The sequence below is a fragment of the Shinella sp. WSC3-e genome (assembly GCF_945994535.1).
Classification (GTDB): Bacteria; Pseudomonadota; Alphaproteobacteria; order Rhizobiales; family Rhizobiaceae; genus Shinella; species Shinella yambaruensis.
This window is the reverse complement of record NZ_OZ000531.1, coordinates 402,579-423,044: the sequence shown is the minus strand read 5'-3', so window position 1 is coordinate 423,044 and position 20,466 is coordinate 402,579. Positions and strand designations below refer to the sequence as shown.

17 protein-coding genes are annotated in these 20,466 nt (G+C 67.4%); 16 read left to right on the top strand and 1 reads right to left on the bottom strand.

The genetic code is table 11. The annotated features are described in order from the left end of the window. The first annotated feature begins 6 nt into the window (after positions 1–6). The 7 genes from AABF56_RS25140 to AABF56_RS25110 all read left to right on the top strand — a co-directional run bounded on the left by AABF56_RS25140 (position 7) and on the right by AABF56_RS25110 (position 7,228). Positions 7–405, top strand: coding sequence for a hypothetical protein (locus AABF56_RS25140; protein ID WP_272807706.1), 399 nt, complete (start codon positions 7–9; stop codon positions 403–405). A 71-nt stretch (positions 406–476) separates the two neighbouring features. Continuing rightward, positions 477–1,949, top strand: coding sequence for a multicopper oxidase family protein (locus AABF56_RS25135; protein ID WP_272807707.1), 1,473 nt, complete (start codon positions 477–479; stop codon positions 1,947–1,949). A gap of 122 nt (positions 1,950–2,071) precedes the next feature. Then, positions 2,072–2,581 carry a c-type cytochrome gene (locus AABF56_RS25130; protein WP_272807708.1) on the top strand — a complete coding sequence of 170 codons (510 nt, stop codon included), beginning with the start codon at positions 2,072–2,074 and terminating at the stop codon, positions 2,579–2,581. A 134-nt stretch (positions 2,582–2,715) separates the two neighbouring features. Beyond that, on the top strand, positions 2,716–4,272 hold the full coding sequence (locus tag AABF56_RS25125) for a D-aminopeptidase (protein WP_338341920.1): 1,557 nt from the start codon (positions 2,716–2,718) through the stop codon (positions 4,270–4,272). A gap of 133 nt (positions 4,273–4,405) precedes the next feature. Continuing rightward, entirely contained in the window at positions 4,406–5,257 is an 852-nt protein-coding gene (locus AABF56_RS25120; RefSeq protein ID WP_272807710.1) for a D-amino-acid transaminase, read from the top strand. A gap of 136 nt (positions 5,258–5,393) precedes the next feature. Continuing rightward, positions 5,394–6,431, top strand: coding sequence for a DmpA family aminopeptidase (locus tag AABF56_RS25115; RefSeq protein WP_272807711.1), 1,038 nt, complete (start codon positions 5,394–5,396; stop codon positions 6,429–6,431). After that, entirely contained in the window at positions 6,428–7,228 is an 801-nt protein-coding gene (locus tag AABF56_RS25110) for a M55 family metallopeptidase (RefSeq protein WP_272807712.1), read from the top strand. The genes AABF56_RS25115 and AABF56_RS25110 overlap by 4 nt, the downstream gene beginning before the upstream one ends. On the opposite strand, the gene AABF56_RS25105 is transcribed toward AABF56_RS25110, so the two are convergent. Continuing rightward, positions 7,200–8,171, bottom strand: a complete 972-nt coding sequence (locus AABF56_RS25105) for a LysR family transcriptional regulator (protein ID WP_272807713.1) — start codon at positions 8,169–8,171, stop codon at positions 7,200–7,202. The two genes, AABF56_RS25110 and AABF56_RS25105, sit on opposite strands and share 29 nt — an antisense overlap. Positions 8,172–8,353: 182 nt before the next feature. On the opposite strand from AABF56_RS25105, the gene AABF56_RS25100 reads away from it, so the two are divergent. From AABF56_RS25100 to AABF56_RS25060, 9 genes are all read left to right on the top strand, one after another. Then, positions 8,354–9,979: an amidohydrolase gene (locus AABF56_RS25100; protein WP_272807714.1), complete on the top strand. Its 1,626-nt coding sequence runs from the start codon at positions 8,354–8,356 to the stop codon at positions 9,977–9,979. A gap of 56 nt (positions 9,980–10,035) precedes the next feature. Continuing rightward, positions 10,036–11,628: an ABC transporter substrate-binding protein gene (locus AABF56_RS25095; RefSeq protein WP_272807715.1), complete on the top strand. Its 1,593-nt coding sequence runs from the start codon at positions 10,036–10,038 to the stop codon at positions 11,626–11,628. An 83-nt stretch (positions 11,629–11,711) separates the two neighbouring features. Beyond that, positions 11,712–12,647, top strand: a complete 936-nt coding sequence (locus AABF56_RS25090; protein ID WP_272807716.1) for an ABC transporter permease — start codon at positions 11,712–11,714, stop codon at positions 12,645–12,647. Positions 12,648–12,652: 5 nt separating this feature from the next. Beyond that, the gene (locus AABF56_RS25085; protein ID WP_272807717.1) at positions 12,653–13,474 is read left to right on the top strand and encodes an ABC transporter permease; all 822 of its coding nucleotides are present in this window, start codon (positions 12,653–12,655) and stop codon (positions 13,472–13,474) included. Further along, positions 13,471–14,382: an ABC transporter ATP-binding protein gene (locus AABF56_RS25080; RefSeq protein ID WP_272807718.1), complete on the top strand. Its 912-nt coding sequence runs from the start codon at positions 13,471–13,473 to the stop codon at positions 14,380–14,382. Before AABF56_RS25085 ends, AABF56_RS25080 begins: the two co-directional genes overlap by 4 nt. Then, positions 14,379–15,341: an ABC transporter ATP-binding protein gene (locus AABF56_RS25075; RefSeq protein ID WP_272807719.1), complete on the top strand. Its 963-nt coding sequence runs from the start codon at positions 14,379–14,381 to the stop codon at positions 15,339–15,341. Before AABF56_RS25080 ends, AABF56_RS25075 begins: the two co-directional genes overlap by 4 nt. Positions 15,342–15,427: 86 nt before the next feature. Then, positions 15,428–17,299, top strand: coding sequence for a sigma-54-dependent Fis family transcriptional regulator (locus AABF56_RS25070; RefSeq protein ID WP_272807720.1), 1,872 nt, complete (start codon positions 15,428–15,430; stop codon positions 17,297–17,299). A gap of 162 nt (positions 17,300–17,461) precedes the next feature. Beyond that, the gene (locus AABF56_RS25065) at positions 17,462–18,535 is read left to right on the top strand and encodes a 2,3-butanediol dehydrogenase (protein WP_272807721.1); all 1,074 of its coding nucleotides are present in this window, start codon (positions 17,462–17,464) and stop codon (positions 18,533–18,535) included. Positions 18,536–18,601: 66 nt separating this feature from the next. Next, positions 18,602–20,401 carry an NAD(P)/FAD-dependent oxidoreductase gene (locus AABF56_RS25060; RefSeq protein WP_272807722.1) on the top strand — a complete coding sequence of 600 codons (1,800 nt, stop codon included), beginning with the start codon at positions 18,602–18,604 and terminating at the stop codon, positions 20,399–20,401. Positions 20,402–20,466: the final 65 nt, after the last annotated feature.

The following is a 20,466-nucleotide window of genomic DNA, read 5'->3' as shown; positions in this document are numbered from 1 at the left end:
TTGCCCATGGCCTTGCCGATGGACAAAGCCGGGCCGGGCTCCTACTTTCGCTCCATGCTGCGGTTCCTGATGCTTGTCGTTTCGGCGTGTCTGTTCGCGGTCGTGTCCTTCACGGCCGCGGCGCACGAGACCGGCATGATCGTCTCGACGGAACTGGCCGGCCGCATGCAGCCGATGGAGCATGCTTCCATGGCAAAGGCGTCCTGTAGCGACCACGGGACCTGCACGATGGATCCCGGCCTGTGCGATCTCGTCTGCACGGGTGTCGGCGTGTTCCTGCCGGCGGGGCGGCTGTCCGCAGGCCTCGCCATGCCGCGTGAAACCTATACCCGCCATCCCGACGCCGCCCTTGTCTCGACCCCGCCGGCCCTTAACGACCGGCCTCCCATAGCGCATCGCCTCTGAAGCCGCGGCAGGCCGCGCCTGCCGTATTCCTCCAGATTTTTTGAGCGGGACGTCCGTCCCGAGGTGATGCCATGAGATCCTTTTCCCGACGCGGCTTCCTGGCCGCCGGCGCAGCGACGCTCGCTGCAACCCAGTTCCCCGTCCGCGCCTTCGGCCAGGCGGCCGCGCCGCTGCGGCTTGCCGCCACGCGCCGCACGCTCGATATCGACGGCCGCGCCGCCACCGTCTTCGGCCTTGCCGGCCCAGGCGGGCAAGGCCTCGTGCTCGATCCCGGCCAGCGCTTCCGGGTGACCCTCGACAACGACCTGCCCGTTCCGACCATCGTGCACTGGCACGGCCAGATCCCGCCGAACGCGCAGGACGGCGTGCCCGACCTGCCGCAGCCGCTGCTTGCGCCCGGCGAGACGCGCAGCTTCGATTTCGTCCCGCTTTCCGGCACGCACTGGATGCACAGCCACGTTCCCATCCAGGAAATGCAACTGCTTGCCGCCCCGCTGATCGTGCGCCGGCCGGAGGACGTCGCCGCCGACCGGCAGGAGGTTGTGCTCTTCCTGCATGATTTCTCCTTCAAGGCGCCGGAAGAGGTGCTGGCGGAGATCACCGGCGGACACGGCGCCACAGCTTCCGGCACGATGCAGGGCATGGGCCACGGCGGCATGCATGCCGGCGCCGGAACCGCGGGATCGATGGCGATGCCGATGGACATGGGGACCATGGGCGGCATGGCCATGGACCTCAACGACTACGATTGGGATGCCTATCTCGCCAATGACCGCACGCTCTCTGATCCCGAGGTCGTGCCGGTCGAGCGCGGCGGGCGGGTCCGGCTGCGTATCATCAATGCCGCCGCCGCGACGGTCTTCTGGATCGATACCGGCACGGTGGAAGGGCAGCTCGTCGCGGTGGACGGACACCCGGTGCGCCCGCTTGCGGGTTCCCGTTTCGGGGTCGCCATGGGGCAGCGCCTCGACATCGAGATCGACCTGCCGAACGAGGGCGGCGCATGGCCGGTGCTCGCCCTTCGCGAGGGCGCGCGCGAGCGGACCGGCATCGTCCTTGCCACGCCCGGTGCGGCGGTCGCCAGGCTCGACACCCTCACCGAGAGGGCAGCGCCGGCCTTCGATACCGACCTTGCGCAGGAGGCGACCCTTGTCGGCATCGACGCCTTGCCCGAAAGGCCGGTGGAGCGCCGCCACATGATCATGCTGGGCGGCGCGATGCAGCCCTATGCCTGGACCATCGACGGGGCGGTCTGGGGCAAGCATCGCCCCATCGCCGCAAAAAGCGGCGAGCGGGTGGAACTCGCCTTCCACAACATGTCGGTGATGGGCCATCCGATGCACCTGCACGGCCATGCCTTCCAGGTGGTCGGGATCAATGCCCGCCGCTTTGCCGGCGCGCGGCGCGACACGGTCTACGTGCCGCCGATGTCCATGGTCGCGGTGGCGCTGGATGCGGGGGAGGCCGCCCGCTGGATGCTGCATTGCCATCACATGCCGCATCTTGCGACCGGCATGATGACCGAGTTCCGGGTCGAGGCGTGAAGGCGGCATGGATTGCAGGCGAGGCGGCCCGGTGGCCGCCCCGCCTGTCCCGCGGCCCTTTCTGGAAACCGCTCCTTGCCGGGCGCGATCGCTGCGACCGGCTTCCTATCAGGACAGGAACCATGACACGAAACGATCAACAGCCCGGGCATTCGAAGACTGCGCTCGGCGCACCGGAAAAGCCGGCGTCGGCCGGCAGCATGAACAAGGGGAAGATTGCCGTCATCGCCATCGTCGCGGCGGGCATTGCCGCCGTCGCCCTCTGGGCGCGTCGGGGCGCGGAGGCGCCGGCGACCGGAGCAGCGACCGGCAAAGGTTCCATGGTCGCGGTCACCGTTCCCGCCACCCTCTCGGAGGCGGCGAAGATGGGGGAGAAGGCGTTCAACGCCGTCTGTGCCGCCTGCCACGGCGCCAATGCCGCGGGAACCGAGGCCGGGCCGCCGCTGGTGCATGAGATCTACGAGCCCTCGCACCACGGCGACCAAGCCTTCGCGGTGGCCGTCGCCAACGGTGTGCGCGCGCATCACTGGACATTCGGCGACATGCCGCCCCAGCCGGCGATGACGCGGGCCGACCTCCGGAACGTCATCGCCTATGTGCGCGAGCTGCAACGGGCAAACGGCATCGACTGACCGGCGCATGCCTTGCCGGCCAGATTTGCCGAGTTGCGAAGCGACCACGGATGGCAACAATGGCCGCCGGTGAGATTCGCAGCGATCCCCGCAGGGCAGATGCCGGCGGGGCAAGGACGGAAGGCAGGCAGGGCATGATCGACGGCAAGCGGCTCGAAGCGGAGATGGATGCGCTTCCCGTGCGGTTCCCCGGGCCGGGCGGCGTCGCCGGCGTGGTCAGCGAAGGGCGGGTCGTCGCCCTTCGTGCCTGGGGGTTCTCCGATCTCGACACGCCTCGGGCCATGACGGCGGGGACGCGGCTGCCGATCTGCTCGGTCTCCAAGCAGTTCACCTGCGCGGCCATGCTCGCCGCCTGTGGCGCGCCGGAGGCACTCGATGGCCGGCTTGCCGCGCACCTGCCGAGTTTCGAAGGCCCGCTGCCGCGCGTGCGGGACCTCTGCAACAACCAGTCGGGCCTGCGCGACTACTGGGCACTGACCGTGCTGCACGGCGCCAGGGCCGAGCAGACCTTTTCGCGCGATGACGCGGCAGCGGTGTTCAAGCGCATGCGCAGCGGGCACTTTGCGCCCGGCACGCGCTATTCCTACAGCAACGGCAATTTCCGCCTCGTCTCCGATCTTCTCGAGGAGTTCTCCGGCGAAACGCTCGAGGCGCTCTATGCGCGACACATCTGGGAGCCGGCCGGCATGACCGGCGCGGTGCTGACCGCCGATACCCGCCAGCCGGAGGACGGCGTGGTGGGCTACGAGGGCAGCGACGCCACCGGCTATCTGCCGGCGGACAACGGCATCTACTGGCGGGGCGATGCCGGCATTTCCGCCTCGCTCGACGACATGATCGCCTATGAGCGCTGGATCGATGCCACGCGCGGGGATCCGGACAGCCTCTACCGGCAGATCGCGGTGCCGCAGATCTTCCGTGACGGTACGGTCGCCGCCTATGGCTTCGGCCTGCAGCATTCGCGCGTCGGCGATGTCGCCTTCACCGGCCATAGCGGCGCCCTGCGCGGCTTCCGGGCCTACCGGGCCCATTCGGCCGAAGCGCGGCTCTCGGTCGTGGTGATGTTCAACCATCACGGCGATGCGCATGGGGCGGCGCACCGGCTGCTGCGCACCGCGCTCGGCCTGCCGCACCCCGTCCCCCAGCCGCTCGACGAGCGCTGGGGCGGGCAGTGGATGAGCCGCGAGACCGGTCTTCTCGCGCGGCTGGAGCCGGGCCTCGACGCGGCGACCCTGCGGTTCGGCACGTCGCCGGAAAGCCTTTCGCAGACGGAGGACGGCGGCCTTGCCTCCTCGTCCGTCACGGTCGCCCGCGCGGGCGAGGACCTCCTGATGCAGCGCGCGCAGGAAAATTACGCCGAGAGGCTGGCGCCGGTCGCCCCGGTGCCGGCGTTCGGAGACAGGCGCCTTGCGGGCCGCTACCGCTCCGCCGAGCTGGAGGCGGATATCGTCATCGAATGCCGCGACGGGGGGACCTATCTCTGGGCGGAGGGTTTCCTCGGCACGGGCCGGCCCGAGATCGTCCAGCCGGCCGGGCCCGATATCTGGATCGTCGTGACGCGCCGCTCGATGGACGCGCCCGCTCCGGGGGACTGGACGCTGTTGGCCGAGCGCGATGCGGCCGGACACATCACCGGCCTGACGCTCGGCTGCTGGCTGGCCCGAGGAATCCGCTATGCCCGATGCACGTGACAATACCTAAGTCATTGCGAAACAATGGCTCAGGCGATTTTTGCATAGGATGCTGCCCAAATTGAATTGGTCAGCCGCGGCAAGTCGCACCAATGTTCGGCGCGAAGAGCCACAGGCGCAGCAAGGGGAACAGATGGGCAGGATCGTCTACGTCCACGGTCAATTCGTGCCGGAGGAGGAGGCCAGGATCGGGCTGTTCGATCGCGGCTTCCTGTTCGGCGATGCCGTCTACGAGGTGACGGCGGTGATCGCCGGGCGGATGATCGACAACGACCTGCATCTCGCCCGGCTCGAACGTTCGCTGAAGGAGCTGGATATTCCCCTGACGCTCGGCCGGCCGGACATCGTGGCCGTCCAGACGGAGCTGATAACCCGCAACGCCCTGCAGGACGGCACGGTCTATCTGCAGGTCTCGCGCGGCGAGGCGGACCGCGACTTCTTCTACCCCGCCACGCTGGCGCCGCGGCTCGTCGGCTTCACGCAGGCCAAGACCCTCACCGGCACCAAGGCGCAGCAGAACGGCATTTCGGTCGACCTTGCCGCCGATCCGCGCTGGCAGCGGCGCGACATCAAGACCGCCATGCTGCTCGGCCAGGTGATGGCCAAGCAGGCGGCGCGCGCCCGCGGTTTCGACGATGTCTGGCTGGTGGAGGACGGGCTGGTGACGGAGGGGGCCTCCTCGACCGCCCACCTCATCACCGCCGATGGCCGCATCCTCACCCGCGCCGCCTCGCAGGCCACGCTGCCGGGCTGCACCCAGCGCGCCCTTGCGCGGCTCTGTGCCGCCGACGGCCTGCACATCGAGGAGCGCGCCTTCACGCCCGAGGAGGCGCAGGGCGCGGCAGAGGCCTTCCAGACCTCCGCTTCCAGCCTGGTCACGCCCGTCGTGCGCATCGGCGACCGGGTGATCGGCGACGGAAAACCAGGGCCGCGGACGCGGGCGCTGCAGGAGCTCTATCTGGAAGCGGCCGGCGTTTCGGTCTAGAGCATTTCCCGCCGAAGCGAAGTCGCTTCGGCGTCGGATAATGCGGTAAAAGCAGGAATCCAGAGCATTTCCGACGAGGCGGCTCGCTCGGAAAAAGGTCATCCTTTCAAGGATTGGAAGGCCGGGAGGGGCGGACATGAAGACGGCGCGTGAACTGGGCCTGATCCCTGAGGGGCGGCTGGAGCCGGGGCCGGGCAATGCCATCACCGATGTTCCCGGGGTCGCCGTCGGCCATCGCTCGCTGCGCGGCGAAGGCCTCTTCACCGGCGTGACGGCCATCGTGCCGCATCCCGGCGATCTCTTCCGCGTCAAGCCGCGGGCGGCGGTCGAGGTCGTCAACGGTTTCGGCAAGTCGGCCGGGCTGATGCAGGTGGCCGAGCTCGGCACGATCGAGACGCCGATCCTGCTCACCAACACGTTCGGCGTCGCCGCCTGCACCGAGGCGCTGATCCGCCGCGCCATCGCCGCCAATCCGGCGATCGGCCGCAAGACCTCGACGGTCAACGCGCTGGTCTGCGAATGCAACGACGGCAGCATCAACGATATCCAAGCGCTCGGCGTGACGCCCGCGGATGCAGAGGCGGCCCTCGATGCGGCGCGGCCGGGGCCGGTCGAACAGGGCGCGGTCGGTGCCGGATCCGGCATGACCGCCTTCGGCTTCAAGGCCGGCATCGGCACCGCCTCGCGGCTGATGCGCATCGGCAAGCGCGACTTCACGCTCGGTACGCTGGTGCTCGCCAATTTCGGCGCGGCGGGCGATCTCGTCCTGCCGGACGGCCGCCGGCCCGATCCGCGGGTGCCGGCAAGCCCCGAGCGCGGCTCGGTCATCGTCGTCATGGCGACGGACCTGCCGCTGGGGGACCGGCAATTGCAGCGCGTCGCCCGGCGCGGCGGCGCGGGGCTTGCAAGGCTTGGCGCCTTCTGGGGCCATGGCAGCGGCGATGTCGTCCTCTGTTTCACCACGGCCGATCCGGTGGAGCACGATCCGGCGGCGCCCGTCGCCATGCAGCAGCGGCTGTCCGACAGCTATATCGACGTCGCCTTCCGCGCTGCCGCGGAAACCACGCAGGAGGCGGTGCTGAACGCGCTCTGCGTGGCCTCCGCCATGCCGGGGCGCAGCGGCCGCATCTATCCCGCCCTCACGGACTGGCTGAAAGAGAGCTCCGCCCCATGAAAGTCTTCATCTCCGCCGACATCGAAGGCACGGCCGGCATCGCCCATTGGAACGAGGCGGAGCGCACCCACCCGGACTGGGCCGAATTCCGCGCGCTGATGACGGGCGAGGTTGTCGCCGCCTGCGAAGGCGCGCGCGCCGCCGGCGCCACGGAAGTGGTGATCAAGGATGCCCATGACAGCGGCCGCAACCTCATCCTCGACCGCCTGCCCGACTACGCCCGCATCGTGCGCGGCTGGTCCGGCCATCCGGACGAGATGATGTTCGGCATCGACGCCGGCTTTGCCGCCGCGATCTATACGGGCTACCATTCCAAGGCCGGCACGGAGGGCAATCCGCTCGCGCACACCTCCAACCTGCGCATCTCGCGGCTCCTGATGAACGGCGAGGTGGCGTCCGAGTTCACCTTCAACGCGCTCTGCGCGGCCGGCTACGGCGTACCGTCCGTCTTCCTCGCCGGGGACGTGGGCATCTGCGCGGAGGCGCGGGCCATGGTGCCCGGCCTTGCGACGGTGGAAACGCTGGATGGCCGGGGCCGCGCCTCGACATCCATCTCGCCGGCCTGGTCGCGCCGCCTTATCCGCGAAGGCGTGGCGGCGGCGCTGTCGGGCGACTTCGCGCAGGCGCTGCCCGCAAAGGCGGATCACTACGAAGTGGTGATCGAGTTCAGCACGCCGACCGAGGCCTACAGGGCCGCATGGTATCCAGGTGCGAAGGCGCATGGTCCCCGCGCCGTCGCCTTCGAGCACAGGGATTTCTCCGAAATCCTCAGGGCGCTGCTCTTCCTGAAGGTCTGATGTCCGGCGGCCCGCGTTCGAGAAGCTGCCGCGCCGTGCGCCAGAAATCCTCGACCTTGCCGGTCCGGCTCGCCGCATGGCGGTAGAGGCGGACTTCGAGGTCGAGGTTCCAGCCCTCGTCCACGGAGGCCGGCACGAGGCGGCCCGCCTCCATCTCCTCGCGCGCCAGGCTCTCCGGTAGCCAGCAGACGCCCGCGCCCGTCACCGCCATGTTCATCAGCCCGGCGCTGATGGTGTTTTCATGCGTCGTGCGCCGGCGGAAGGGCGGGCGGCGCAGGAGGAGGCGCGACAGGGCGACGCCGAAGAACGAATTGAAGCCGTAGCTGAGATAGGGAATGGCGAGCCGCGGCTGCGCGACGGCGCGGTCGAGGAGATTGCGTCCGGGCTGCAGCTGGCCCGAAATCGCGATCTCCGCCGATACCAGCGGCATCAACCGGTCGCGCCCGACCGTCAGCGAGGCGAACTGCCCGCGGTCGAGATGGAACGGCACCTCCGGATGGGCATAGGTGAGGAAGAAATCCGCCTCGTCGCCGACCAGCGCGTCGAGATTGGCCTCGATGCCGCCGCGATCGGGGATGAGCGAGGTGCTGAAGGCGCCCCCCGCGCCTTCCAGTGTCTTTAGCCAGCGCGGGAAGAAGGTGACCGTCAGCGTGTGCAGGGCGGCAAAGCGGATGAGGCCAGGCTCATGCGCAGGGCGCAGCGCTTCCCGCGCCGCATAGAAGGTGCGGATCGCCTCCTGCGCGACGGGCAGGAAACTGCGGCCCGCGGGCGTCAATTCGGCCGGCATGGTGGCGCGGCTGATCAGCGTGGCGCCGAGCCAGCCTTCCAGCTGCTTGATCCGGCGGCTGAAGGCCGGCTGGGTGACATTGCGCAAGTCGGCGGCGCGCGAAAAGCTGGACGTGTCGGCCAGCGTCACGAAGTCCTCCAGCCACTTGATCTCCATTTGCGCGTCCCCCGGTGCCTTCTGTGCGGCGAAGGCGATCATAAGTCATTCAATCGAAATGGGTATGCCGATTTCGCATAGGATCGTGCCAAAAGCGAATTGGCCAAGCCCGCCGCAACCTTTCAGTTTGCGCGTGGAGGAAATGGGCGCTGGTTCGCCGGTGCCGACAGGGGGAGCTGTGCATGGCATTCGGAATTGAAGCCGATCTTGTCCTCATCAATGGCCGCATCTGGCGGGGGCGGGAGGAAGGCATCTGCGAGGCCCTGGCCATTTGGCAGGGCAAGGTTCTGGCAACCGGCAGCACGGCCGACATGCTGAGCCTGAAGGGGGCGGCGACCGAAGTGATCGACCTCGAGGGCCGTTTTGCGACGCCCGGCCTCATCGACAACCACCTGCATCTCATCGCGACCGGCATCGCCATGGGCTTCGTCGATGCGACGCCCGCAGCCGCGCCGACGCTTGCAACCCTGATGAAGGGCATTGCCGAGCGCGCGGCTTCGACGCCGGAGGGCGGCTGGGTGCGCGCCCGCGGCTATGACCAGGTCAAGCTCGACACCGGCCGCCACCCGACGCGGGACGATCTCGACCGCGCCGCGCCCGATCACCCGGTCCTGCTGACGCGCGCCTGCGGCCATGTCTCCATCGCCAATTCCCGCGCGCTGGAGCTTGCCGGCATCAGCGAGGCGACGCCGGTGCCCGATGGTGGCGTGATCGGCATCACCGACGGGAAGCTCAACGGCTTTCTCGCGGAGAACGCCCAGAACCTCGTCAAGGCCGTCATGCCGCCGGCGACCACCGAGGAGCTGATCGACGGCATCGAGCGGGCCGGCCGGCATCTGCTTTCCTTCGGCATCACCAGCTGCATGGATGCGGCGGTCGGCCATGTCGCCGGGTTCGCCGAGATCCAGGCCTATGAGATGGCAAAACTGTCCGGCCGCCTGCCGGTGCGCGTCTGGCTGACGCTGCTCGGCGATCCCGGCGTGTCCATCGTCGAGGACGCCTGGCGCGCCGGGCTGCTGTCGGGTGCCGGCGACGACATGCTGCGCGTCGGCGGCGTGAAGGTCTTCCTCGACGGCTCGGCCGGCGGGCGCACCGCCTGGATGACGAAGCCCTATGAGGGCGAACCCGACAATATCGGCGTGCAGATGCTGCCGGACGAGACGGTCGAGGCGGTCGTTCGCGATTGCCACGATCGCGGCTACCAGATGGTCTGCCATGCCATCGGCGACGGGGCGATCGAACAGCTGATCACGGCCTATGAGAAGGCGCTCGCCGCCAACCCGGATCCCGACCGCCGCCACCGCATCGAGCATTGCGGCTTCTCCACGCCAGAACAGCATGCGCGCATGCAGGCCGCCGGCATCCTGCCCGCGCCGCAGATGGCCTTCATCCACGATTTCGGCGACAGCTACATTTCCGTGCTCGGCGAGGCGCGCGGCAAGCCGTCCTATCCGATCGGCACCTGGATGCGCATGGGCCTCAACCCCTCGACCGGTTCGGATTCGCCGGTCTGCTCGCCCGATCCCTTCCCGAACCTTCACGCGATGATCACGCGCCAGACCGGCAAGGGCACGGTGATGGACGCGTCCGAGCGGCTGAGCCCGGAGGAGGCGCTGCAGGCCTATACGGAACACGGCGCCTATTCCCAGAAGGCCGAGGGCGTAAAGGGCCGGCTCATACCCGGCCAATGGGCGGATATCGCGGTCTTCGACAACGATCTTCTCGCCGCGGAGCCGAAAACCATTCTCTCAGGCACGCGCTGCCTGCTGACCCTGCTTGCAGGCCGTGTCGTGCATGATGCGCGGTAAACGCCTGCCGGACTGAACTGAAACGATGCCGAAAACGGCACGAGAGGGAGAACGACATGCTCAAGACACTGACACTGGCCGCAATGCTCAGCCTCGGCGTGGCTTCCGGGGCGCTCGCCGCGGGCGAACGCCAGGGCGGGACGCTCGTCTTCACCGCACCCTACGGATCGAGCTTCGCCACGCTCGACGTGCAGGCGAGCCCCAACACGCAGGAAGAGTTCATCACCCAGGCGATCCACCGCGCGCTCTACAGCTGGGACTCGATCCAGAACAAGCCGGTGCTGGAACTGGCGGATTCCGAGGATGTTTCCGAGGACGGCACGGTCCATACCTATCACCTGCGCAAGAATGCCGTCTTCCACAACGGCAAGCCGCTGACGGCGGATGACTTCATCTACAGCTACAAGCGCATCGCCAATCCGAAGAATGCCTTCCCGGGGGCGAGTTTCATCGCCAATATCAAGGGTGCGGACGACTATATCGCCGGCAAGGCCGAGGAGATTTCCGGCCTGAAGAAGATCGACGACAACACGCTGGAGATCACCTATACCGGCCCGATCAATCCCGGTTTCCCGCTGATGCAGAACACGACGGTCATCTATCCGTCGAATGTCGAGGACGAATCGAGCTTCGGCAAGTCCCCCGTCGGCCTCGGCGCCTTCACCTTCAAGGAGCATGTTCCGGGCTCGCAGATCGTCGTCGAGAAGTTCGACAAGTATTACGAGGAGGGCAAGCCCTATCTCGACCGCATCAACATCGTGCTGATGGCCGAGGATGCCGCGCGCGACGTTGCCTTCCGCAACAAGGAGATCGACGTCTCCATCCTCGGCCCCACGCAGTACCAGGCCTATCAGGGCGAGGACGCGCTGAAGGGGCAACTGCTGGAGGTCGCCGAGGTCTATACCCGCAACATCGGCTTCAACCCGGCCTTCGAGCCCTTCAAGGACAAGCGGGTGCGCCAGGCGATCAACCATGCCATCAACGCACCGCTGATCATCGAGCGCCTCGTCAAGAACAAGGCCTATCCGGCTTCCGGCTGGCTGCCGATCTCCTCGCCGGCCTTCGACAAGGACAAGCCGGCCTATGCCTTCGATCCGGAAAAGGCCAAGGCCCTGCTGGCGGAAGCGGGTTATGCCGACGGCTTCGAATTCGAGGTAACGGCGAGCCCGAACGAAAGCTGGGGCGTGCCGATCGTCGAGGCCATCCTGCCGATGCTGCAGAAGGTGGGCATCACCGTGAAGCCGAAGCCGGTGGAAAGCTCGGCGCTCGGCGAGGCGGTGACGACCAACAACTTCCAGGCCTTCATCTGGTCGAATCTCTCCGGTCCCGACCCGCTGAATGCGCTGCGCTGCTACCACTCCAAGACGGCGCAATCGGCCTGCAACTATACGAGCTATGCGAGCGCCGAGTTCGACAAGCTCTATGACGCGGCCCAGCAGGAGCGGGACCCCGCCAAGCAGAACGACCTCCTGCGCCAGGCCAACAACATCGTGCAGGACGACGCGCCCGTCTGGTTCTTCAACTACAACAAGGCAGTCATGGCCTACCAGCCGTGGATCCACGGCCTCGTTCCCAACGCGACGGAACTGGCGGTCCAGCCCTATGACGAGATCTGGATCGACGAGACCGCGCCGGATTCGCGCAAATAAGCCTTGAGGGGTTCGGGGGCGGCATCGATGTCGCCCCCGCATCGATTGTCGCGCCCGTCCGGGCGGCCAAAACGGAACCGCTCATGCTTCGCTTCACCCTGCGCCGCATCTTCCAGATCATTCCGACGGTCGTCGTGGTGGCGCTGCTGATCTTCGTCATCTTCTCCGTCGTGCCCGGAACCTTCGCCGCCAGCCTCTTCGCCGATGGCAAGCGCGCCGCCGATCCGCAGATGACCGCCCGCCTCAACGAGGAGTTCGGCCTCAACAAGCCGCTGATCGAGCGCTTCACGACGTATGTCACGGATCTTGCGCAGTTCGACCTCGGCACCAGTTTCCGCACGCGCCAGCCAGTGATCGACCTCATCAACGACCGCATGTGGGCCTCGCTGCAACTCGCCATCGCCGCCATGGTCTTCGCCCTCGTCGTCGGCGTGCCGCTCGGCTTCCTCGCGGCGCTCCGGCCGGGCTCCGTGCTCGACACGGTGACGATGATCGGCGCGGTCTCGGGCCTGTCCATGCCGCAGTTCTGGCTGGGCCTCCTGATGATGTATCTCTTCGCCCTGCAACTGAACTGGCTGCCGAGCTTCGGCTATGGCGACGGCTCGTTCCGCAACCTCATCCTGCCCGCCGTCACCCTCGGCGTCACGCCGCTGGCGCTTCTTGCGCGCACCACGCGGGCGGGCGTGCTCGATGTGCTCAACGCCGATTTCATCCGCACCGCCCATTCCAAGGGCATGAGCGAGGCGAAGGTCGTGCGCTGGCATGTGGCGCGGAACGCCTTGGTGCTGATCGTCACCACGGTCGGCCTGCAGTTCGGCTCGCTGATCGGCCAGGCCGTCGTCATCGAGAAGCTGTTCGCCTGGCCCGGCATCGGCTCCCTGCTGGTCGACAGCGTGGCGATCCGCGACATTCCCGTGGTGCAGGGCACGATCCTCGTCATCGTGCTGTGGTTCCTCGTCATCAACACCGCCGTCGATCTGATCTATGCCGCGATCGATCCGCGCATCAAGCAGGAGTGACGGGAATGCGCCTCGGCTTCAACTTCTGGCTCGGCGCGAGCCTGACGGCGCTGGTCATCCTCGCCGGCGTGCTCGCCCCGTGGATCGCGCCCTTCGATCCGGTGCTCGACGCGGACCTGATGAGTTCCGAACTGCCGCCCGACGCCACCTTCTGGTTCGGCACGGACGGGCAGGGGCGTGACGTCTATACCCGCATCCTCTACGGCGCGCAGATCTCGCTGACGGTCGGCATCGTCTCGCAGGTGATCAACTCGGTCATCGGCGTCACGCTCGGCATGACCGCCGGCTACTGGGGCGGCTGGTGGGACGACCTGGTGAACGGCCTCACCAACGTCATGCTCGCCATCCCCTCGCTGATCTTCGCGCTCGCCGTCATGGCGGTGCTCGGCCCCGGCCTGCCGTCGCTTTTGATCGCGCTCGGCCTCACCAACTGGAGCTGGACCTGCCGCATCGCCCGCTCCTCGACGCTGTCGCTGAAATCGCAGGGCTATGTGCAGGCAGCGCAGACGCTCGGCTACGGGGACCTGCGCATCATGTTCACGCAGATATTGCCCAACATGATGGGGCCGATCCTCGTCATGGCGACGCTCGGCATGGGCTCGGCCGTCCTTTCCGAGGCCGCGCTCTCCTTTCTCGGTCTCGGCATCCAGCCGCCGTTCCCGAGCTGGGGCTCGATGCTGACGGATGCGCGCCAGCTCATCCAGCTTGCGCCCTGGGTGGCGATCTTCCCCGGCCTTGCCATCTTCCTCTCCGTGCTCGGCTTCAACCTTCTGGGTGACGGCCTGCGCGACAGCCTCGACCCGCATATGAGGACGCGCAAGCCATGACCGCGCCGCTTCTTGACATCCGGAACCTTCGCCTCGGCGTCGCCCTCGGCCGCTCCGCCCACCATCCGCTTCTGAAAGACGTCACCTTCCAGATCATGCCGGGCGAAGCCTACGGGCTCGTCGGCGAATCCGGTTCCGGCAAGTCGATCACCTCGCTGGCCGTCATGGGGCTTTTGAAGAAACCGCTCGCCGTCTTCGGCGGCGAGATCCTGTTCAAGGGCCAGAACCTGCTTTCCCTGCCGAAGCGCGAGATGCGGCGCCTGCGCGGCAACCGCATCGCCATGATCTTCCAGGAGCCGATGACGGCGCTGAACCCGCTGTCCACGGTCGGCCGGCAGATCGCCGAGATGTTCGTGCTGCACCAGGGCAAGAGCTGGGGCGAGGCGGAAAAGCTTGCCGTCGAGGCGCTGGGCAATGTGCGCGTGCCCAATCCCGACCGCCGCGCGAAGAACTATCCGCACCAGATGTCCGGCGGCCTGCGCCAGCGCGTGATGATCGCCATGGCGCTCGCCTGCAACCCCGACCTCCTCATCGCCGACGAGCCGACGACAGCGCTCGACGTCACTGTGCAGGCCGAGGTGCTGCGGTTGATCAAGGAGCTTTGCGCCGCGCGGGGTACGGCCGTGCTCTTCATCAGCCACGATCTCGGCGTCATCGCCAGCATCTGCCAGCGCGTCGGCGTCATGTATGCCGGCTGCCTCGTGGAAGAGAACGAGACGCGGGCGCTCTTCGAAAATCCCCGCCACGCCTATACGCGCGGCCTGCTCGGCGCCCTGCCGCGCCTCGGCAGCCGCAGCGCGCACGGCCGCCAGCGTCTCGTCGATATCGACAGCATCATCGCCGACCGCTCGACGCTGACGGAAACGCGTTTCATCGCGCCGCGCGGGGCGGAAAGGGGCCAGCTATGACAGCGCCATTGCTGCAGGTGGACGATCTTCATGTCCGCTTCCCGATTTCCGGCGGCGGCCTGTTCGGCACGGGACGGCGCATGCTGCACGCCGTCAACGGCATCAGCTTCGACCTCGCCAAGGGCGAATGCCTGTCGATCGTCGGCGAATCCGGCTGCGGAAAATCCACCACGGCCCTCTCCATCCTCGGCCTCCAGGAGCCGACGGAAGGCACGATCCGCTATCGCGGTCAGCCGCTTGCCGGTCCCGGCGCGCCGGGCCGCATGCAGCGCGCCAAAGCGGTGCAGATGGTCTTCCAGGACCCCTATGCCTCGCTGAACCCGCGCCAGTCCGTGCGCACCTCGCTTGCCGCGCCGTTGAAGCTGCACGGCGTCACCGCGGCGTCGGAAATCGAGGGCCGAATCGAGGCCATGCTGAAGAATGTCGGCCTGACGCCCGAGCAGGCGCGCCGCTATCCGCACGAGTTCTCCGGCGGACAGCGCCAGCGCATCGGCATCGCCCGCGCGCTCATCCTCGAACCGGAGATCGTCGTGCTCGACGAGCCGGTCTCCGCCCTCGACGTCTCGATCCGCGCCCAGATCATCAACCTGCTGCTCGATCTGCAGGAAAAGCTCGGCCTCTCCTACATCATGATCAGCCACGACCTCAGCGTCGTCGAGCACATGAGCGACCGGGTGCTGGTGATGTTCTTCGGCGAGGTGGTGGAGGAGGGCGGCTGGCGGCAGATCTTCGAGACGCCGACCCATCCCTATACCCGCCGGCTGATCGCCGCCATTCCCGATCCGGATGTGGCGCTGAACCCGGGCGCGGCCGCTTTCGCGACGGATGCGACCCTGCCCGATGGGCGCCGCTTCGTGTCCGATGGCAGCGCGGCGCCGGATGTCTTCACGCCGCCGGTGCCCTCCGCGCTCACCGAGATCGCCCCCGGCCATCGCGTGCGGCTGGCATCGACGGCTTGACCGCCCGCAAGGGCATTTTACATCCGACCTATGGGCGATTGTCCCGCGGCGGCTCCTGTGCCACCATGCGGGCGGGAGGATGTCTTATGGTGTCGACGCTGTCGCACATACGGGAGATCGAACGCGTCGGCATGGGCGCCGTCAGCCCGCGCGATGCGCCCGTCGTCAAATCCTGGCTGCGCTGCCTCAACGATTACAAGCTCGACCCGACCATCGCCCAGGAAGCCTATATCGTTCCCGAACTGAAGCTGCGCGAGCACCGCGAGCAGGCGGAGGAACTGATCCGCATCGGCCGCTCCGGCCTCGAAGGCCTGTTCAACCAGGTCGCCGGGCAGAACTATGTGCTGCTGCTGTCCGATGCGCGCGGCGTCACCGTCGATTTCATGGGCGATCCGACCTTCGACAACCAGCTGCGCAAGGCGGGGCTCTATCTCGGCTCGGAATGGTCGGAAAACCGCGCGGGCACCTGCGCCGTCGGTGCCTGCATCGTCTCCGGCGAGCCGGTCATCATCCACCAGGACGATCATTTCGATGCCAGCCATATCGGGCTGACCTGCACGGCCGCGCCGGTCTTCGACACCTTGGGCGACCTCACCGCCGTGCTCGACATTTCCCAGCTCCGCTCGCCGACCGCCAAGGCCAGCCAGCAGCTGGCGCTGCATCTTGCCACCTCCACCGCGCGGCGCATCGAGCTTGCCAACCTCATGACCCGCACCCGCAACGACTGGGTGCTGCGCCTTGCCCGTTCGCCGGAATTCCTGGACGTCGATCCGGACGCCGCCATCGCGCTCGACGGTTCCGGCCGCATCACCGGCATGACCCATGGCGGTTTCGGCGCGCTCGCCCGCTCGATGAACATGCGCGGCCTGGCGACGCGCGATTTCCTCGGCCTGCCGATCTCCGAGGTCTTCGACATGGATGTGGATGACCTGCCGCGTTTCATGCGCGGCCGGCCGAACGGCGAACGCCTGCTGCGCGCGAAAAACGGCCTCGTGCTCTTCGCCAGCGCCATCGCGCCCGCCGTCAGCCTGCGCGCGCCGAACATGCCGGCGCCGCGTCTGCCGCGGGCGTTGCGCGACCTCAGCCAGGGCGACACTGCTATGGAGCGGGTGCAGGCGCGGGCGGCGAAGCTTGCGGCGCGCGACATCCCGATCCTCATCCAGGGCGAGACCGGCAGCGGCAAGGAGTTCCTCGCCCGCGCGATCCATGACAGCTGCGGCGGCAGCGGCAATTTCGTCGCCGTCAATTGTGCGGCGATCCCCGAACACCTCATCGAATCCGAACTGTTCGGCTACACGCCCGGTGCTTTCACCGGCGCCAGCCAGAAGGGCAAGCGCGGCCTGATCGAGGAGGCGAACGGCGGAACGCTCTTCCTCGACGAGATCGGCGACATGCCGCTTATGCTGCAAAGCCGGCTGCTGCGCGTGCTTTCGGAAAACGAGGTGCAGCCGGTCGGCGCGCTGAAGGCGCGCCCGGTGCGCCTGCGCGTGCTCTCCGCCTCGCACCGCGACCTTGCCGACCTGGTGAAGGAGGGCCGCTTCCGGCAGGATCTCTACTATCGCCTGAATGCGGCGATGCTCAGCCTGCCGGCCTTGCGCGAACGGCAGGATCTCGGCTGGCTGATCGACCAGCTTCTCGCCCGCGTCGAAAAGGAGAACGGCGAGACCTACCGCATCGACAAGGCGGCGCAGGCCGCCCTGCTGGCCCATGCCTGGCCGGGCAATCTGCGCGAACTTTCCAATGCGCTGCGCGTCGCCGCGGCGCTCTCCGAGGGCGGCGTCATCGATGTCGACTGCCTGCCGGACCATCTCTTCGCCGGGCCTGTTGCCGCCCCGTCCGACGATGACGGCGAACTGCGCCAGGCGCTCAGCGATTGCGGCAACAATGTCTCCGCGCTCGCCCGCAAACTCGGCGTCAACCGCTCGACCATCCACCGCCGCCTGAAGCGTCTCAACTGACGCGGCGCCTGCAACACCTGTTGCACGCCACCTGTTGCATTTCGCCCGGCGGCGGAATCCTCTTCCTCGCAATCGTTTGAAAAGGCATTGAAATCGGGCGCTCCGCCAGTCTGGCACGGCGCTTGCTGACCTTCCTGTGCAAGAACAACAGGAGGAAACACAATGAAAGCTCTGCGCTTTCACGCCGCCAAGGATCTGCGCATCGAGGAGGTCGATGCCCCGCCGTCGCCCGGCCCGGGCGAGGTGCTGGTCGAGAACCGCTTCTGCGGCATCTGCGGCACGGACCTGCATGAATATGCCTATGGCCCGATCTTCGTGCCGAAGGAGCCGCATCCCTTCACCGGCGCGCACGGGCCGCAGATCCTCGGCCACGAATTCGGTGGCGTCGTCAAGGCGGTCGGCGCGGGCGTCGCGCATGTGAGGCCCGGCGACCGGGTGTCGATCCAGCCGCTCATCATGCCCCGCCAGGGCGACTACTACGCCGATCGCGGCCTCTTTCATCTCAGCGGCAACCTCGCGCTTGCCGGCCTTTCCTGGCATTCCGGCGGCATGGCCGAGGCCGCCCTTCTCAACGACTACAATGTCCAGCCCATTCCGGACGCCCTGAGCGATGAGGAGGCCGCGCTCATCGAGCCGACGGCGGTCGCGGTCTATGCCTGCGATCGCGGCGGCGTGACGGCCGGCAACAGCGTGCTCGTCACCGGCGCCGGTCCGATCGGCATTCTCGTCGCCATGGCGGCGCGTGCCGCGGGCGCCTCGCAGATTTTCCTCTCCGATCTCAACGATACGCGGCTGGCGCTGGCGCGCGAGGCGCTGGGCACGGTGCGCACCATCAATCCGAAGACGGAAAAGGTGGGCGACGTCATCCGCGCCGAGACGGAGGGCGGCGTCGGCTGCGATGTCGCCATCGAATGCGTCGGCAACGAGCACGCGCTGAAGAACTGCGCCGATGCGGTGCGCAAGCAGGGCGTCGTCGTGCAGACCGGGCTTCACCCCGGCGAGAACCCGCTGAACTGGTTCGACGTCACCTTCAAGGACATCGATATCCGCGGCTCCTGGGCCTATCCGACCCACTATTGGCCGCGCGTCGCCCGGCTGATCGCCAGCGGCCAGATCCCGGCAAGCCGCATCGTCACGAAATATGTCTCGCTCCGCGAGGCCGTTTCGGAAGGGTTCGACCAGTTGCTCGACCCGGCCGGCAAGCACCTGAAGATCCTGATCGACCTGTCCCGCTAGGCCGGTCCGTCTTGCGGGGCGGTTGAGGAGCCGCCCCGTCTTTCACCTGAGTAGGAGGAGAAACATATGCTCGACAAAACCCCCACCACCCGCGTCCAGACGCTTCTCGATACGTTCGGCGCGGCCCTTGAAGCCGGCCGGATCGACGATGCCGTCGCCCTCTTCGCCGAGGAATGCTACTGGCGCGACCTCGTCGCCTTCACCTGGAACCTCAAGACCGTCGAGGGGCACGATCAGGTGCGCGACATGCTGCAATCGCAGCTCTCCACCGCCAGGCCTTCCAACTGGCGCGTCGCCGACGGCGAGGAGGCGACGGAGGCGGATGGGGTCCTGGAAAGCTGGATCTCGTTCGAGACGGCGGTCGGGCGCGGTTATGGCCTCGTGCGCTTCAAGAACGGCCTCATCTGGACGCTGCTGACGGTGCTGTCCGAACTGAAGGGCCACGAGGAGAAATCCGGCTTCACGCGCCCGCTCGGTGCCAGGCATGGCCAGAATGTCGGCGCCAAGACCTGGAAGGAGGAGCGCGAGGAAGAGGAACGCACGCTCGGCTACGAAAAGCAGCCCTATACCGTCATCATCGGCGGCGGGCAGGGCGGCATCGCGCTCGGCGCGCGGCTGCGCCAGCTCGGCGTGCCGACGATCATCCTGGAAAAGAACGACCGGCCCGGCGACAGCTGGCGCAAGCGCTACAAGTCGCTCTGCCTGCACGATCCCGTCTGGTACGACCACTTGCCCTATATCGATTTCCCGAAGAACTGGCCGGTCTTCGCGCCGAAGGACAAGATCGGCGACTGGCTGGAGTTCTACACCAAGGTCATGGAGCTGAACTACTGGACGCGCTCCGCCGCCAAATCCGCCAAATGGGACGAGGCCGCCAGGGAATGGACAGTCGTCGTCGACCGCGACGGCGAGGAGGTGGTGCTGCGGCCGAAGCAGCTGGTCTTTGCGACCGGCATGTCCGGCAAGGCGAACATCCCGGATTTCAAGGGCCGCGAGCGGTTCAAGGGCGAGCAGCACCATTCCTCGCAGCATCCGGGGCCGGACGGTTACAAGGGCAGGAAGGTCGTGGTCATCGGCTCGAACAATTCGGCGCATGACATCTGTGCCGCGCTCTACGAGGCCGGCGTCGACGTCACCATGATCCAGCGCTCGACGACCCATATCGTGCGCTCCGACACGCTTATGGATATCGGCCTCGGTTCGCTCTATTCGGAGCAGGCGCTGGCGAACGGCGTGACGACGGCGAAAGCCGACCTCATCTTCGCCTCGCTGCCCTACCGCATCATGCACGAGTTCCAGATCCCGCTCTACGACAAGATGCGCGAGCGCGACGCCGATTTCTACGCGGCGCTGGAAAAGGCCGGGTTCCAGCTCGACTGGGGCGCGGACGGCTCGGGCCTCTTCATGAAGTACCTGCGCCGCGGCTCCGGCTACTATATCGACATCGGCGCCTCGCAGCTCATCATCGACGGCAAGGTGAAGCTTGCCGCGGGGCAGGTGGAGGAGATCACGGAAAACGCCATCAGGCTTTCCGATGGCAAGGAAATCCCCGCCGACGTCATCGTCTATGCGACGGGCTACGGCTCGATGAACGGCTGGGTCGCCGATCTCATCGACCAGGAGACCGCCGACAAGGTCGGCAAGGTCTGGGGTCTCGGTTCGGATACGCCGAAGGATCCGGGCCCCTGGGAGGGCGAGCAGCGCAACATGTGGAAGCCGACGCAGCAGGAGGCGCTGTGGTTCCATGGCGGCAACCTGCACCAGTCGCGCCACTATTCGCAATATCTCGCCCTGCAGCTGAAGGCGCGCATGGAAGGCATCCCGACGCCGGTCTACGCCCTCCAACCGGTGCATCACCGGAAGTAGGCCGGCGCGCCGAGGGCGGGCGGCGTTGCGCCGCCCGCCCTCGATGGGTTCGTGCCGGTGTGGAT